Below are 15,106 nucleotides of genomic sequence, written 5' to 3'. Positions count from 1 at the left end.
ACACAGCCATGACCGCTGATCGCCGCCATTTTATGAAGGCGCTGGGCGCCGCGGGCCTGAGCGCTGCCACGCTGGCGACGCTGGAAAAGGCCATGGCCACCCCGGCCCATAACCGCACCGGTACGATCATGGATGTCGAGCACGTGGTGATCCTGATGCAGGAAAACCGCGCCTTCGACCACTATTTCGGCAGCTTTCCCGGCGTGCGCGGACTGGGCGATCCGCGCCCGCTGCGCCTGCGCAACGGGCACACCGTCTGGCGTCAGCCCAGCGACCAGCACCCGGACGGCTATGTGCAGCCTTACTGGGCCGACTCCAAAACCGCCAATGCCTATGTGGTCGATGGGGCCGATCAGGGGCACAGCGCCGCGACGATCATCGTCAATGGCGGGCGCTTCGATCAGTGGGGCGTCTCACGTCAGTTGCAGCACCGCATGACCTATTACAAGGCGTCGGACCTGCCCTTCTATCACGCGCTAGCCTCGGCCTTCACCATTCTTGACGCCTATCACTGCTCGACCCTGACCCAGACCTATCCCAACCGCCTGCACCTGTGGACGGGCTGCAATGGCGGCGGGCGTGTGGGCGGCGACCCGGTGATGAGCAATTACGGCGAAGACGAAACCCCTTCGGCCGACATGGCCACCGATCAGCCGATCAAGGCCTATGAGTGGACCACCTATGCCGAGCGACTGGAAGCGGCCGGGATAAGCTGGAAGGTCTATCAGGAATACGACAATTTCGGCGACAATATCCTGTCGGTATTCAAACCCTTCCGCCCGTGCGACAAGGAGTCGAACCTCTATAAGCGCGGTCGCTCTTGGGTATCGGAACACAAGACGGGCGAAGACCGCACCCGCTCGGACGGCCAACAACTGGTCGAAGCCTTCCGCGCCGATATTGCCGCCGGTCGCCTGCCGCAGGTGTCGTGGATCGTCACCGCCGCCGCCCTGTCCGAACACCCGCGCTGGACGCCGGCGGATGGTGAGAACCTGACCGCCAAGCTGATCGGGGCGCTGGTCGAACATCCCGAAGTCTTTTCAAAGACCGTCTTTATTCTCAACTATGACGAAGCCGGCGGCCTGTTCGACCATATGCTGCCGCCCATGCCCGCCGCCGATGCCACGCGCGGCTACAGCGGCGTGAGCGTGGCCGGGGAGTTCAAGGATTACGACAAACACCCGCATCCCGGCATTCAGGGCCTTCAGCCACTGGGCCTTGGCATCCGCGTCCCTGCCATCGTCGTATCGCCCTGGAGCCGCGGCGGCTATGTCTGCTCTCAGGTCTTCGACCACACCTCAACCCTGAAATTCCTCGAAAAGCGCTTTGGTGTGAAAGAGCCGAACATTTCCGAATGGCGACGCGCCGTGTCCGGCGACCTGACGGCCTGCTTCGACTTCAAAACGCCCAATGCGGACACACGCGGTATCGACCTGCCCTCGACCGACGATTATACGCATCGACTGGCCCACGCGGCGCGGCAGCCGGCGTTGAAAATCCCGCCCGTTCAGAGTCCGGCGCAACAACCCGCTGTGCAGCGACTGGCGCGGCCCCTGCCTTATAGCTTGGGGGCTGACCTGCGCCCGGAGGGTGACACCCTGCGGATCGAACTGAACAACAGCGGCACACAGGCGGCGGTCTTCACCATCCATGACTACGCGCCCTACGGCCTGAGCGCGCCGTGGCACTACACCCTGATCGCCGGCGAACGTCATACGGCGGCCCAATGGAACCATCAGGACAAGGAGGCCTACGATCTGGCCGTGCACGGTCCCAACGGCTTCTATCGTCACTTCCGGGGCAAGCCGTCCAGAACCGGCTATGTGCGCGTGAGCCTGCACGAAGACCCCGCCAACACACAGGTGGTGCTGCGTCTGCATAATGACACCGCTGCCGAAGCGACACTCAGCCTCAGCGTCGATGCCCGCTATCCTTTGGGGCCGGGCACGCCGCGCCAGCAGACGGTCACCCTGAAACCCGCTGAGCACCGCGACATCGCCTGCGACCTGAGCGCCAGCGACCTGTGGTACGACCTCAGCCTCAGCGATACGGCCGATGCCGACACCCTGTGGCGTTACGCCGGGCACGTCGAAACCGGCAAGCCCAGCCGCACCGATCCCGGCATAGGTGCGATGGTCCTGACGGTGTAGAGGTGGATTAGCCAGAGCCCTGTTCTCCGTACCATGGTATAGGAAAAAGGTACGTTCCGGAGGGACATCTCATGGCGATTTCGCATACACTCATTGAACGGCACTATATCTCGCGCGTCGGTTGGCTGAGAGCCGCCGTTCTGGGGGCCAATGACGGCATCATTTCGGTGGCCAGCCTGATTGCCGGTGTCGCGGCGACGCAGGCGGACAAGCCTGCGGTGCTGGTGACCGGTCTGGCAGCGCTGGCGGCGGGAGCCTTGTCCATGGCGGCCGGCGAATATGTGTCGGTCAGTTCGCAGGCCGATACGGAAAGCGCCGATCTGGCGCGCGAAACGCGCGAACTGGCCGAGGACCCGGCGGCGGAGCTGGCGGAACTCACGGCCATCTATGTGACGCGCGGGCTAACCGAAGACCTGGCCCGCACCGTGGCGCAGCAACTCACCACGCACAATGCCCTGCAAGCCCATGCCCGCGACGAGCTGGGACTCTATGAGCATATGCAGGCCAAACCGGTGCAGGCGGCCCTGACCTCCGCCGCGACCTTCACTGCCGGCGGCATTATGCCCATTGGGGTACTGGCCCTCAGTCCGGAAAACCTCATCCTGCCAGCGGTTTCGCTGTCGGCTCTGGGGCTGCTGGGGATACTGGGCGCGGTTGGTGCCCGGACGGGCGGGTCGAACCTGCTGAAAGCGGTCGTGCGCGTGGTCGTCTGGGGTGGTATCGCCCTCAGCGTCACGGGGCTGGTCGGGCACCTGTTCGGGCCCGCCGGATAAAAACCGCTATGTTCCAGAAATCTTTGAGGCAAAAAAACAGGGACGCCGGTCGAAACCGGCGTCCCTTCTTTCAGGCCGGTATTCACGCCCGGCCGAAGCCGGGCATGAAAACCGTGTGCGTGACGCAACCTATCGGATTGCGCTTAGTAAGCCACGGTGACTTCGAGGCCGACCGTGCGCGGCGGATTGAAGTTACCGTAATCACCCAGCGTCTTGGCGTTGGCGGCCGAGCGACGGTAGATGTAGGTTTCGTCCAGCAGATTACGCGACCACAGCGAGACGGTCATCTTCGTGCCGGTCGCCTGCATGGCGATGTCGGCGATGGCCAGTCGGCCGTTGACGATGAAGCTGCTGTCAGACATCACGCTCTCGTTCTGGAACGTGTACTGCGCGTCGGCGTAGTTGCCGTCGAGGTGGGCCTCGAAGCGCGCGCCGTTGCTGCCAAAGGGCTTCTTGTAGTCGATATTGACCGAGGCCGCGTTCTTCGGCGTGAAGACGGTGTAGAAGGTGGTGACCACACCGGCATTGTTCTTCGAGTTGATCGGCGGAACCTTGGTGTAGGCGTAGTTGAGGCCAAGCGTCAGGTTGTCCGTCGGCTTCACCAGCAGTTCGGCTTCCAGACCTTCGATCTTCTGAACGGTCGGGGCGTTGTAGGTGAACTCGATGTTCTTGTTGAAGTTAGGGTTGACCGTGGTCGTGCCCGGCAGGGTCGGGTTCGGATCGACGTTGGAGTCGTCGAGCTGAGCGTTCTCACGATCCATCTTGTAGGCGGCCAGGTTCAGACGCGCCTTGTGATCGAACATGTCGAGCTTGGCACCAACTTCATAGGACTTGACCGATTCCGGGCCAAAGGCGCGGAAGTCGGTGGAGCGGTCGTTGGCCCCGCCAGCGCGATAGCCGGTCGCATACTTGACGTAAACGTGGGCGTCGGGCGTCACGTCATAGGCCGCGATGGCGAGCGGATCGAAGCGGGTCTTCTTGAAGTTCAGCGTGTAGGGGGTCGCCACGTTGCTGATCATGGTGAGCGCGCCGGTACGCTTGTCGTTGGTGACGCGGCCACCGAGGGTCAGGTGCAAAGCCTTGTTGGTCGAAGGCGTCCAGGTGGCCTGACCGAAGGCGGCTTCGCTGGTGGCTTCGCCGACGCTGTCACGCGCGATGAACATCTGGCTCTTGTTGGCCCAGCCCATCTTGGACGAGGTCACCGGGCCGGTATAGTTCTGGCTGTTGATCGTGTAGGTGCCGTCAGCATTCCAGGTGTTGGTGGACGGTGTCGCGGCCCATTCCGACACGTGCTCGTTGAAGTAGTAGATGCCCGCCACGTAGTCGATGTCGTCGGTCTTGCCGATCAGCTGGAATTCCTGGCTGACCTGATGCTGACGCAGGAACGACAGGCTGTAACGGCTGAAGGCCGCATTGGCCGCAAAGGCCGGGGTACGGTGCGCACCACCCGAGTTATCCCACTGATCGGTGGTCACACGGCGGTAGCCGGTGATCGACTTCAGGTCGAGGCTGGGGGTCAGATGGTAGGTGAAGGTCGCCGCGGCACCTTCGGTGAGGGCCACGCTCGGCTGTTGCGGCACGCCAATGTCGGCGCGCTTCATGCGGTTTCCGCCGCTGACCACCACGCTCGACGGCAGGGGCGCGATATTGCCCGAAGCGGTACCGACCGTCAGGTTCAGCGGGTTGTAGTTGATCAGCTGGCTGTAGTTCGGGGTGCTTTCATCGCGCGAAGCGTCGATCGAGAACACGCCGGTCAGCTTGTCGTTCGGGGTCCACTTGGCCGACAGACGACCGCCGGTGCGGTCATACTGGTTCCAGCCCGCCTGACCCGGCAGGATGTTCTTAACGGTCGGATCCTGATGCTGATAGACCGAGTCAATCTTGAAGGCCAGGGTATCGAAGGCCGGCAGATCCAGGTGGGCTTCCAGCGACTTGGAACCATAGTTGCCGAAACCGGCCTGCACGCGACCGCCGAAGACGCCCGTCGGGTCCTTGGTCACGATGCTGACGGCGCCGCCTTCGGTGTTACGACCGAACAGGGTGCCTTGCGGGCCCCGCAGGATTTCGATGCGCTGAACGTCGAACAGGGCGGCGTTCAGGCCTTGCGAACGGCCCATATAGATATTGTCGATATAGACGCCGACCGGCGTGTCGCGGGCGGTCTGGTTCTGGTCGAAGGGCACGATGCCGCGGATGCCGACGGTCAGAGCCGACTGACGGGCTTCGAAGGTGGCAACGCGCAGCGAAGGCGCAGCGCCATCGGCGAGGTCGAGCAGGCTTTCAACGTGGCGATCCGCCAGCGATTGAGCGCTCAGAACCGAGATGGCGATCGGAGTCTTTTGCAGGTTGGTCGCGCGCTTGGTGGCCGAAACAACGACTTCGGTCAGCTTTTCGGGGGCTTCAGCCGCCGGAGCTTCGGCCGGGGCATCCGTTGCCGGCGTGGCAGCGAAGGCAGGAGCAACAAGCGAACCCAGAAGGGCGCTGCTGAGGAACAGATATTTTTTCACGTCGAGTCTCCAGAGTGGGATCGACGAGCAATTAATTTCAATTCATGACAGTATTATAACGGCGCATTTGAAGCATTTTCAATTTCAAATGGAGTATCTTTTATGGCACATTACATCAAATGAGGCGAAAATTAAGTCTTAAAACGTCTTAATTATTTAATTATACAGGCATAGCAAGGCTATATTTGATATTGAAATCGAGTGGATGCGCGGTTTAAAAAAAATGACATTAAAATCACTCCAAAACGTCATAAAGCGTTACGTAACCGCGTTCACGCGGATGAAGCGACCCTTTATCTGTGTTAAGTGCGCTATTTTCGCATCACAAAAGGTTGCCTTATGGGCACAAAAGCGCTTGTGATCCGTGTGTTCCAGAGTAAGAGCCCCTATGCCCTCTGACCCGTCCAAACCCCCGCCGGTGGTCCTGACTGTTGGGATAGGCACCGAAGCGGCCTATAAACAGCGCTACCCGGATGCGTCGGATACCCCTGCCCTGTGGTTCGACAGCCTGAGCGACTTTGCGCGTCTGATGTCGACACCGAACCTGACGCTGTTGTCGATGATCCGCAAACACCATCCCACCTCGGTGCTGCAACTGGCGACCCTTGCCGGTCAGAATGCCACCACCGTCTCCTCGACACTCAGGTTGCTGGAACAGCACGGCCTGCTCAGCCTGTCGCGGGGGGAGCGCTACAATGTGGTGGCGGACGTGGCGTTCGACGAAATCCGCGTGCTGTTCCTGCTTGATGCCTGATCCGGTTCGGGCTCAGGCCGGAAACAGCACCTCTATGCGGGTCCCCTTCCCGTCGGGACCGTCAAGAACGTGGATTTGCGCCCCATGCCGGGCTGCAATTTCGGCCACGATGGACAGGCCCAGACCACAGCCTGTCTGATCCGTCCCCAAACGATAAAAGCGTTCAAAAACGCGCGCACGCTCTGCCAGAGGAATGCCTGGTCCCGTATCATCGACGCACAGCCGCACAGGATGGAGGCTCACCATTACCGTAACCTGCCCGCCGGCGGGCGTGTAACGCACGGCATTGTCCACCAGATTGCCGATCAGTTCGCGCAAAAGCTGCGCCTCTCCCTTCAGGCAGACTCCGGCATCCAGACCGTCATAGCCCAGATCAATGTCCTTTTCTTCCGCTGCGTCGATCCAGTTTTCCAGTTCGTCGCGCACCAGTTCCGCCAGATCGACGGACGTCGTGGCGCTGCGGGTCTGAGACGGCTCTGAACGCGCCAGGGTCAGAATCTGGTGCACCATGTGGCGTGAGCGGGCCAGAGCCGTCAAAACCTGCGACAACGCTTCACTGTGACGTGCCGGATCGGTTTCACGCAAGGCCCGTTCCGCCTGCACCTGAAGGCTGGCCAGAGGCGTGCGTAACTGATGGGCGGCATTGGAAATGAACCTTTGCTGCGCTTCCTGCGCGGCCGAAAGCCGCCCGATCAGCCCGTTCAGCGAGGTCAGCAAGGGCTTCAGTTCCAGAGGCATCCGCTCGATATCCGCGACAGGCTGAAGGTCGTCAGCGCGATAGTCGGCCAGTTGCGCACTGACGCGGTTGACGGCCCGCAGGCTGGTGGCCACCGCGTACCAGATGCTCAGACCGATAATCGTCAGGATAAACGCCTGAAACGGCAGGCCAATCAGAGCGATACGGGCGACGATGGCGGTGCGCTTGTTGAAGGTTTCACCCACCTGAATCAGGATCGAATTGTTCGGATTGCCGGGATAGGCGATGCGCGTGGCCACGATACGGGTCTTATAGCCCCGGATTTTCGCATTATAGTAGAACCGCTCCCCGATCTTCGGGTTGACCGGCGGATCGGGGAAGACCGCATTGCTGAACAGGACCCGACCATGTCCGGTAACGACATTGCCAAAGATACGGTCCTTAGCGTCCCATTCGAACATTTCGATCGCCGCCGTCGGCAGGTTCAACTGCGCCTTGTTTTCGTGGCTCACCACCTGATCGCCCATGGCCATGGCTGAATCGTAGAGCCAGTTGTCATAGACCTCGGAGCCGATATAGCTGGCCAGCGCCAAAGTCCCCAGTCCGCTGAAGATCAGAACGACGGCAATAGGCACGCCCAGCCGCTGCAACAGGCGCCAGCGCAGGGAATAGGCGCGCGCGATGCTCACGACCCCGTCTCCGCCGCAGGTGTTTTCAGCCGTTCCAGACGATAGCCCAGACCACGCAGCGCGCGAATGGCCACATCGGCCCCGGCGTCCGACAGTTTGCGGCGCAGGCGGCTGATGAAGACCTCGATCATCGAGGCATTGGCCTCCTGATCCCAGTTGTAGATGGCCTCAGCCAGTTGAAACTTGGCCACGACCCGCCCGGCCCTCTGCATCAGAAATTCGAGTACAGCCAGTTCCTTGGCGGTCAGGTCGAGAAACGCCCCCTGCACCGTCACGGTCTTGGAGGTCATGTCCAGCTCGACAAGGCCGAAGCGCAGTTGCGGGCTGATGGACTGCCCCCGCCGCAGAAGGGCCCGCACCCGTGCCTCAAGCTCCACCAGCGCGAAGGGTTTGACCAGATAGTCATCCCCCCCGGCATCCAGTCCCTGCACACGGTCCATCAGCTCATCGCGGGCCGTCAGGATCAGGACCGGCGTGGTGATCCCCTCACGCCGCAGACGGCGCAGAAGGTTCAGGCCATCTCCGTCCGGCAGGCCAAGGTCCATGACGATCGCCTGATAACTGTGGGCCTGACACGCAGCCTGCGCCATGGCGCAACTGTGCACCACGTCGGCCGACAGGTTCGACTGTTCCAGCGCCCGCACAAGCCCGTTGGCAAGCTCTATATCGTCTTCAACGAGCAGCAGGCGCATACACGGGTCCGGCAAGGTTCAGGCAAGCTTTGGGCAAGGTCCGCGCAAAGTCGCAGAAGTATAACAGTTTCCGGAATGTGGGCCATCGGCGCGCCATGAGCAAGTCTTGTGTTGCGGGTGCCGCCGGTCGCCGCCGTTTTCGGAGGGGCATCTCGCCTCCGGCCGGTTCTATTGTCGCGTCAGCAGGTTGAATATGAGCAAGGTTTTAAAGGTCGGCATCACGGACTATTGCGGTGATGACGATTCGGACGACAGCATCCAGTCGATGACGGATGGCACGCCGGAAATCTGGTTCCGCTCGCTGCCGGCACTGGCGCGGACACTGGCCGGCCAAAACCTGGCCGTTCTTAACGTCATTCGCGAATCGAAGCCGCAATCCCTTCTGCAACTGGCGGAAATGACCGGTCGTAATATCCGCACCGTGGCTGAAATCCTGCAAAACATGGAAAAGCACGGACTCGTCACCCTGCACAAGGGCGAAAACCGCATGGTGCGCCCGGAGGTCAATTACGACTCCGTGCAACTGGTCATTGACCTAGACAAGCTTCAGTTCAACCGCCGTCAATCGCGCGGCCGCAATTTCTGATCCCTTAGCGCCCCTTGCGTCCCGACATGCAAAAATGGTCCCGCCGGTGACGGCAGGACCATAAGTGACATCTCAGACCTGGCTAGTTCTTGAAGCGAACGCCCATGAAGATGCGGCTTCCGAAGGTCTCGTTACCGATGATGCGCGCATCCGCATTATATTCCACGCGCACCTCGTCAGTGAGGTTGACCCCTTCGACAAAGACCGTCCAGTTCGGGGTGACGTTGTAGTTAAACGCCGCGTCGAGCGAGCCATAGGCCTTGTTGAATTCGGGCAAATTGCCGCGACCGGTCGGCGTGATGAGCCACTTGTCGCGCCAGTTGTAGGACAGACGCGCGCTTAGCTTGTCGTTTTCGTAGTAGAGCGAGCCGTTATAGCTGGTCTTGGACAGACCAGGATAAGGCAGGGCCTCGCCGGTGATGGCGTTGGTGCCCTTATACCCCTTATCCTCCTGAACGGTAACATTGGCCAGTATCCCAAGCCCGTTGAACGGTGCTGGCAGGAAGTCGAAAGCATACTGAATGCCCGCCTCGACACCTGTGATCTTTACTGGCGAATTGTCGTTGACCGGACGGGTGATGTTATAGGTTGTCCCATCAATGACTTCGGGTGAGGACTGATTAACGATGAAGCGTGAAATGTCCTTGCGGAACAGCGTCACCGACCAGAAGCTGTCGGCATTGAGATAATGTTCCAGCCCCAGATCGAACTGAGCCGCCGAAAAGGGCAGCAGGTCCGGATTGCCGCGCGAACCGGTCAGGCCGACAATATCGGTCGAACGGCGTAGCGCCAATTGGCTGGGGGCCGGGCGCGACATGACCTTGCTGGCGGTAAAGCGGCCAACCCATTTGTTCGGCACAAACTTCATGCGCATGTTGAAGGATGGCAGGAACTCTGAATAGCCGCCTTCACGGACACCGGGCACGAAGGTCACAGCGCCCCCGGTCCCCTGCACGCGGTTATAGCCGCTCGATTTGGTATCAGTGTCGATCAGGCGGCCACCAATGACCCCGTCCACCGGGAAGGGGAAGTCATTGTCGAAGCGGAAGCCCAGTTGCACATAGGCGGCGTTGGTGTTTTCCTCGACGGTCCAAGTGTCAAGAAAGGCCTGATAGCTGCCCATGGTGTTGGCGTTCTGGTTCGTCGCATGGACATCCATCGTCGTGCCGCTGGCGGCAATCGTCGCCCAGTAGGTCGCGTAGGTATTATCGACCCACTGACGCACACCGCCGGAATAGCCGAGGTCGCCCGTCTTGAAGAAGGGAATGTCGTTAACGCGCGAATTGACGTTGACGATGGATTGCAGGGTCGCTGCCGGCACCGAATAGACGACGGCTGCACCAGAACTGGTGGGCATGGGCGTGCGGTTGGCCAGACGGATGGTGCGCTGATACAGGAGGCTTTCATTGCTCACCTCCGTGCGCGAGACGCCGAACTTGACGCTGGTGATCCACAACGAGTCCGACGGCGTCCATGTGGCATTAAAACGCGCCGCCAGTTCGTCGGCGACATTGTCACGCGGGTTATAGACGGCATCAAGCTGATTGACACCCTGCCCTGTTTTTACATCCAGACCGGGGAAGCTGAACTGCGGCGACCCTTGCGAGCCCGTATAGTCGATGACCGCCCGCGGTACGCCGAACACGACGGCGGTCGAGTTGATTTCATCGTTATGAACGTCACCCTTTGAGTAGGATACGCGGCCGTCAAACAGCCATTCCCCCACCGTCCACTTACCGCCAATGGCGGAGGTGTACTGGGTGCGCGTCAGGCTGCCGAGGATATTCCGGTAGGTCAGATCAATCGGAAAGGCCGAGGTCGAAACCAGTTCGACATGCGAGGCCGTGTTATCAGCACCCACACGCGAATTGGCGTAGTCGATTTCGCCAGACGAACCGCTCAGTTGCAGGAACTGGCTGTACACCTCTTCTTTGGCGCGGGCATAGGTGAGTTCCGCAAACAGGTTGAGGTAATCGTTCGGACGCCATTCGACGACGCTCGACAGGGCCGCCCGCTTGGTGTCGCGCCGATCCATAATCAGGCGCGGAATTTCGGGGATCCAGTCTTTGACGCCATCGCCATTAAGATCAGAGTCACGTCCTGTGGCTCCAGTGGCGCGACTGCGGGCCGCATCCGTGCGGCGAATCCAGCCGGTTGTGCGCGCATTATTCGAAAACAGGTGGCGGTCTTCGTAGGTGGCGCTTACCAGCACACCCAACGTATCGCCGGCAAACAGACGCGAACCGATGATCGCCAACTTCGGGTCCCAGCTTTCGGCAATGTTGGAATAGACACCCTGGGCGGACGCCGCAAAGAAGGGCTTACGGCTGTCGAACGGGCGTCGCGTGACAATCCGGACCGTACCACCGACACCGCCTTCGCTCATGTCCGGAGTGGCCGACTTCACGACCTCAAGGCGGGAAATAAATTCGACAGGCAGATCGCGGAAATCAACCGCCCGGTCGCCTGCGCCGACGGTCAGCGACATAGCTGTCGAGCCATTGACTTCGACGCGCGTCTGGTTGGGATCGCCGCCGCGAATGGACACGCCCCGGCCTTCGCCATCCTGACGGCTGATCTGAACACCCGTCACGCGTTGCAGGGCTTCCCCCAGATTCTTGTCCGGGAACTGACCAATATCTTCAGCGGTAATGGCATCGACGACCTGCACCGCATCGCGTTTGACATTCATCGAAGACCGTAACGAACTGCGGATGCCGCGGACAACAACCACTTCCGGTTCAGCCGCCGCCGTGGACGCCGAGACCTCTTGCGCCTGCACGATACCGCTGGCGCTGCACATGGCCATAACGAGCGCGGCGACGGACGCATGGCTGCGCCACCTGACATTGTTCATGAGGATGCTCCCTTTTGTTTTTCTGGTTCGAGCGCGAGACTCGATCACGCACTAATGATCGTGATTGAATTTGATCGTATATGATGATTTTTATTCATTCAAGTGCAATTACAGCAATGAATCTACAATTGAGACAAATTTGCACCACGAAATAAGAAATTCTATTTAAAAAGCAAAATGTGTAAATGAAACGGGAAAATCTCGACTGCGCCGTATGCGCGTCGAGTGAATATAGATTATAAATTTTTTTTCTTTTGCGCGATCTATAGCTTGTATTATTTTACGGCTATTTGATACGGGCAGTTTTCTGTAATCAGGTCAGAATTTTAACATGCCAGATTTGCGTTGAATAATACGAAATTTCGCGCGTTATATAGAAAAAATCTATATCGGAGCGCGTAATGGATCGGGTCCTTTTGCAATTTCTGTCAGTCGCCGAAGCGGGGTCGATCAGCACTGCGGCCGAACGGCTGCATGTCACCCAGCCCACCCTCACCTTCAATCTGAAAAAGCTCGAACGCACACTCGGAGTCAGTCTGTTCTCACGCACCTCTCGCGGGATGCGACTGACGCCCTATGGTCAGACCCTGTATGAACATGCGCTCATCATGAAGCGGCTGCACGACAATGCCATGGCCGCCATCGAGCGTCAGAAAAATGACTTTGAGCACGGCATCAGCATAGGGTCCGGATACACCGCCTGGAAAGCCTTTCTGCGCGACCTCGTCTTCGACTACCGCGCGACCCATCCCCACGTATCGATCAATGTCAGCCTCAGCAATGTGCTGCGCCTGATGGATCAGCTTCTGGCCGGGGACATATTGATGTTCGTCGGCTATAAGGTGCCGGATCTCGACCCCAATCTCGGGACCACCTTCGCCCCGGTCGGTCGCCTGCAGGATGGTTTTTTTGTCCGCGAGGACCATCCTTTGCTGGCGCGCCCGCGCACTCAGGCCGAGATCAAGGCCTATCCTTCAACCATCGCCTTCCCCCGCGAAAGCCATCAGCAACGCCTGTCCAGTTCGGTCTTTACCGGCGGCACGGTGGGCAAGGCCTTTACTTCCAATTCCTTGCAGGCGTGTATCGACTATGCCAAGGGCACCGACGCGGTGCTTCAGCACGGCGACCTGCTGGCCGATGAGTTCGCGAAATCCGGTCTGCGGCAGGTGGAACTCTTGCCCGGCGAAGCGCCAGACCCGGTACAAATGGGGGTTTATGCCCTCAAGGAACGCAGCAGCGATCCGCACGTCATGGCATTGATCGAGGATATTCGTAGCCGGGCCGCCAAGGCCTATAGCCTCGACAATGCGTAACCTGCCAACACAGCGAATGTGAGAGACCAAGGAAATGGTGCCTGGAGCCGGAATCGAACCAGCGACACGCGGATTTTCAATCCGCTGCTCTACCAACTGAGCTATCCAGGCACTCATAACATCGGAACGACCTTGGTGCGCCGCGCCGGGAGGCCGCTCTAATAAGCGAGCCATTCGGGCTTGGCAAGCGCGCAAAGCCTGAATTTCGCAAAAAACCCGCCTAAACCGCGTCTTTATCGTCAAAAGGTGAGGATAAGTCCGTGGGCGGCGCAATCCCCTCCTCCTCCTGAGCTTCGGCGGCCAGAGCGCCTGTGCCGCCGATGACGTATTCGCCTTTCAGCCAGTGCATGAGGTCGGTATCGGCGCAGCGTTTGGAACAAAAGGGAGAATAGTCCTTCGCCGCATTGGGAAGGCTTTGGTCAGCCACCTGATAGGGCTGCCGGCAATAGGCGCATTTGCGTTCGGTCATGGGGCCCATATAGGACGACTATCGCAGCGGAACAACCTCGCTGAGAGACGCCGTTTCGACGCTGAGGCGCGGTGTCAGCGGATCGAGACTGTCTTTCAGGCACTGCCGTACCTGATCAGCCACCGGCCCTGGGGCGCGCAGGATCAGCCGCCCCCCCGCATCCGATCGGGCCTCGGCCACGGCGCGCCACAGGAGTTGCCGGGCCGCCCTCAGTGGCGTATCTTCGGTGTGCGGCCGGGCGCCCCACGGCCGGCTGAATTCCAGCGTGCCGAAGCGCGTGATCGGCCCGCAGGCAATGGCGCGGCCTTCCGCCGCAAAGGCCGACTGCACCAGCCCGGTCAGCTTCTCGCCATTGTGCTTGTTGCCGATCAGATCGACCACCACCAGCCCCGCCAGATTGGACAGGCGCAGGCGGCGCACCACCTCTTCCACCGCCACCTCGTTGAGGCGCTTGGCGGCCTGACGCGGCGTGTGGATCATCCCCTCCCCCGCACGACCCATGTCGATGTCGCAGGCGATCAGGGCACGGGTCGGCTCGATAGACAGATAGCCACCGCCGGGCAGGTCAAAGCTGGGCTGGGTCGCCTGCGCCTCGGCGATATCGAGGGCGTCGGGGTCTTCGCAAGGCTCAAACCGGAGCTGTGGGTTGATCAGACGCCGCGCCTGTTGCTTCAGGCGTTCGATGAGCGTCAGCGTGTCCGACAGGCGACGTGGCGGCCCTTCGCTGACACCCAACAGGCGGGCGCGCGCCAATTTATCGGCACGGGCTTCGGCGGCGATTTCGACCTCCACTGCCGTACCTTCGTTCAACGCATCCGGATCGCTGAGGTCGGCCATGGAGTCTTGCCCATCGGCCAGCCTGAGAAAGCCGATGCGCCCCGACTTTGCGGTCAGTCGCGCCACCGAGCGCGTCCCCCACAGGGTCAGCGAGGGATCGAGCACCGGGCCTTCGGCATAGAGCAGCGGCTGACCCTCACGCGCCACACAGGCGCGCACCAGACCAAACCGCTGTTCACTATACAGTTTCAACCCGCGTAACCCGCGCCGCGCAGCAATTGCAGGGTCTCATAGGTGGGCAGCCCCACCACCGACGGGAAGGAGCCGATCAGGTGGATGACAAAGGCGCTGGCGCGACCCTGAATGCCGTAGCCACCGGCCTTGCCCAGACCTTCGCCGGAAGCCATATAGGCGTCAATCTCTTCGGCGCTCAGCCGTTTGAATTGCAGGCGCGTTTCCACCACGCGCGCCGACAGGCCCTTAGGCGAGACCAGCGCGACGCCGGTATAGACGCGGTGGCTGCGGCCGGACATCAGCTCCAGGCAGGCGCGCACTTCGGCATCCGTTTCAGCCTTGGGGAGGATGCGCCTGCCCACACCGACCACCGTATCGGCGGCCAGAATATAGGCAGGGTCTTCGACCAGTGCCGCAACGGCTTCGGCCTTGGCGCGCGACAAACGCCCTGCCAATTCGCGCGGCGTCTCACCTTTCAGTGGCGTTTCATCAATGTCGGAGGGGAGGATACGATCGGGTTTCAGACCGATCTGGGCCAGCAGGTCCACACGGCGGGGACTGGCACTGGCCAGAATAAGGGGCAGCATCAGGCACGCCCCTTACGTAAA

Annotated in this window: 12 protein-coding genes and 1 tRNA gene; 5 read left to right on the top strand and 8 right to left on the bottom strand. The window is 60.5% G+C overall.

Annotated features, from left to right (window positions below; translation table 11 throughout):
• Positions 1–8: 8 nt before the first annotated feature.
• Positions 9–2,150, top strand: a complete 2,142-nt coding sequence (locus AACH73_RS05125; protein WP_338735608.1) for a phospholipase C, phosphocholine-specific — start codon at positions 9–11, stop codon at positions 2,148–2,150.
• Positions 2,151–2,221: 71 nt separating this feature from the next.
• Positions 2,222–2,923, top strand: a complete 702-nt coding sequence (locus AACH73_RS05120) for a VIT family protein (RefSeq protein WP_338735607.1) — start codon at positions 2,222–2,224, stop codon at positions 2,921–2,923.
• Positions 2,924–3,066: 143 nt separating this feature from the next.
• On the opposite strand, the gene AACH73_RS05115 is transcribed toward AACH73_RS05120, so the two are convergent.
• The gene (locus AACH73_RS05115; protein WP_272740214.1) at positions 3,067–5,430 is read right to left on the bottom strand and encodes a TonB-dependent receptor; all 2,364 of its coding nucleotides are present in this window, start codon (positions 5,428–5,430) and stop codon (positions 3,067–3,069) included.
• A 388-nt stretch (positions 5,431–5,818) separates the two neighbouring features.
• On the opposite strand from AACH73_RS05115, the gene AACH73_RS05110 reads away from it, so the two are divergent.
• Entirely contained in the window at positions 5,819–6,184 is a 366-nt protein-coding gene (locus AACH73_RS05110; protein WP_272740215.1) for a hypothetical protein, read from the top strand.
• Between the two features lie 12 nt (positions 6,185–6,196).
• Here AACH73_RS05110 and AACH73_RS05105 read toward each other — a convergent pair whose 3' ends face one another.
• Positions 6,197–7,570, bottom strand: a complete 1,374-nt coding sequence (locus AACH73_RS05105; RefSeq protein WP_338735606.1) for a sensor histidine kinase N-terminal domain-containing protein — start codon at positions 7,568–7,570, stop codon at positions 6,197–6,199.
• Positions 7,567–8,262 carry a response regulator gene (locus tag AACH73_RS05100; protein WP_272740217.1) on the bottom strand — a complete coding sequence of 232 codons (696 nt, stop codon included), beginning with the start codon at positions 8,260–8,262 and terminating at the stop codon, positions 7,567–7,569. Before AACH73_RS05100 ends, AACH73_RS05105 begins: the two co-directional genes overlap by 4 nt.
• A 193-nt stretch (positions 8,263–8,455) precedes the next feature.
• Between AACH73_RS05100 and AACH73_RS05095 the strand changes: the two genes are divergently transcribed.
• A complete protein-coding gene (locus AACH73_RS05095) occupies positions 8,456–8,848 on the top strand; it encodes a hypothetical protein (protein WP_272740218.1) in 393 nt (130 codons plus the stop codon).
• A gap of 82 nt (positions 8,849–8,930) precedes the next feature.
• On the opposite strand, the gene AACH73_RS05090 is transcribed toward AACH73_RS05095, so the two are convergent.
• Entirely contained in the window at positions 8,931–11,705 is a 2,775-nt protein-coding gene (locus tag AACH73_RS05090) for a TonB-dependent receptor (RefSeq protein ID WP_338735604.1), read from the bottom strand.
• A gap of 401 nt (positions 11,706–12,106) precedes the next feature.
• Between AACH73_RS05090 and AACH73_RS05085 the strand changes: the two genes are divergently transcribed.
• Positions 12,107–13,018, top strand: a complete 912-nt coding sequence (locus AACH73_RS05085) for a LysR family transcriptional regulator (protein WP_272740220.1) — start codon at positions 12,107–12,109, stop codon at positions 13,016–13,018.
• Between the two features lie 35 nt (positions 13,019–13,053).
• Here AACH73_RS05085 and AACH73_RS05080 read toward each other — a convergent pair.
• The 4 genes from AACH73_RS05080 to AACH73_RS05065 form a co-directional block, all read right to left on the bottom strand.
• Positions 13,054–13,129: transfer RNA gene (locus tag AACH73_RS05080), tRNA-Phe, on the bottom strand.
• Between the two features lie 109 nt (positions 13,130–13,238).
• Positions 13,239–13,487: a DNA gyrase inhibitor YacG gene (gene yacG / locus AACH73_RS05075; RefSeq protein ID WP_272740293.1), complete on the bottom strand. Its 249-nt coding sequence runs from the start codon at positions 13,485–13,487 to the stop codon at positions 13,239–13,241.
• Positions 13,488–13,505: 18 nt separating this feature from the next.
• Positions 13,506–14,516, bottom strand: coding sequence for a ribonuclease E/G (locus AACH73_RS05070; protein ID WP_272740294.1), 1,011 nt, complete (start codon positions 14,514–14,516; stop codon positions 13,506–13,508).
• Complete coding sequence (locus tag AACH73_RS05065) at positions 14,513–15,085, bottom strand: Maf family nucleotide pyrophosphatase (protein WP_272740295.1); 573 nt, start codon at positions 15,083–15,085, stop codon at positions 14,513–14,515. Before AACH73_RS05065 ends, AACH73_RS05070 begins: the two co-directional genes overlap by 4 nt.
• Positions 15,086–15,106: the final 21 nt, after the last annotated feature.

This window comes from Asticcacaulis sp. DW145 (assembly GCF_037101385.1).
GTDB classification, from domain to species: domain Bacteria; phylum Pseudomonadota; class Alphaproteobacteria; order Caulobacterales; family Caulobacteraceae; genus Asticcacaulis; species Asticcacaulis currens.
This window is presented reverse-complemented; position numbering and strand designations above follow the sequence as displayed.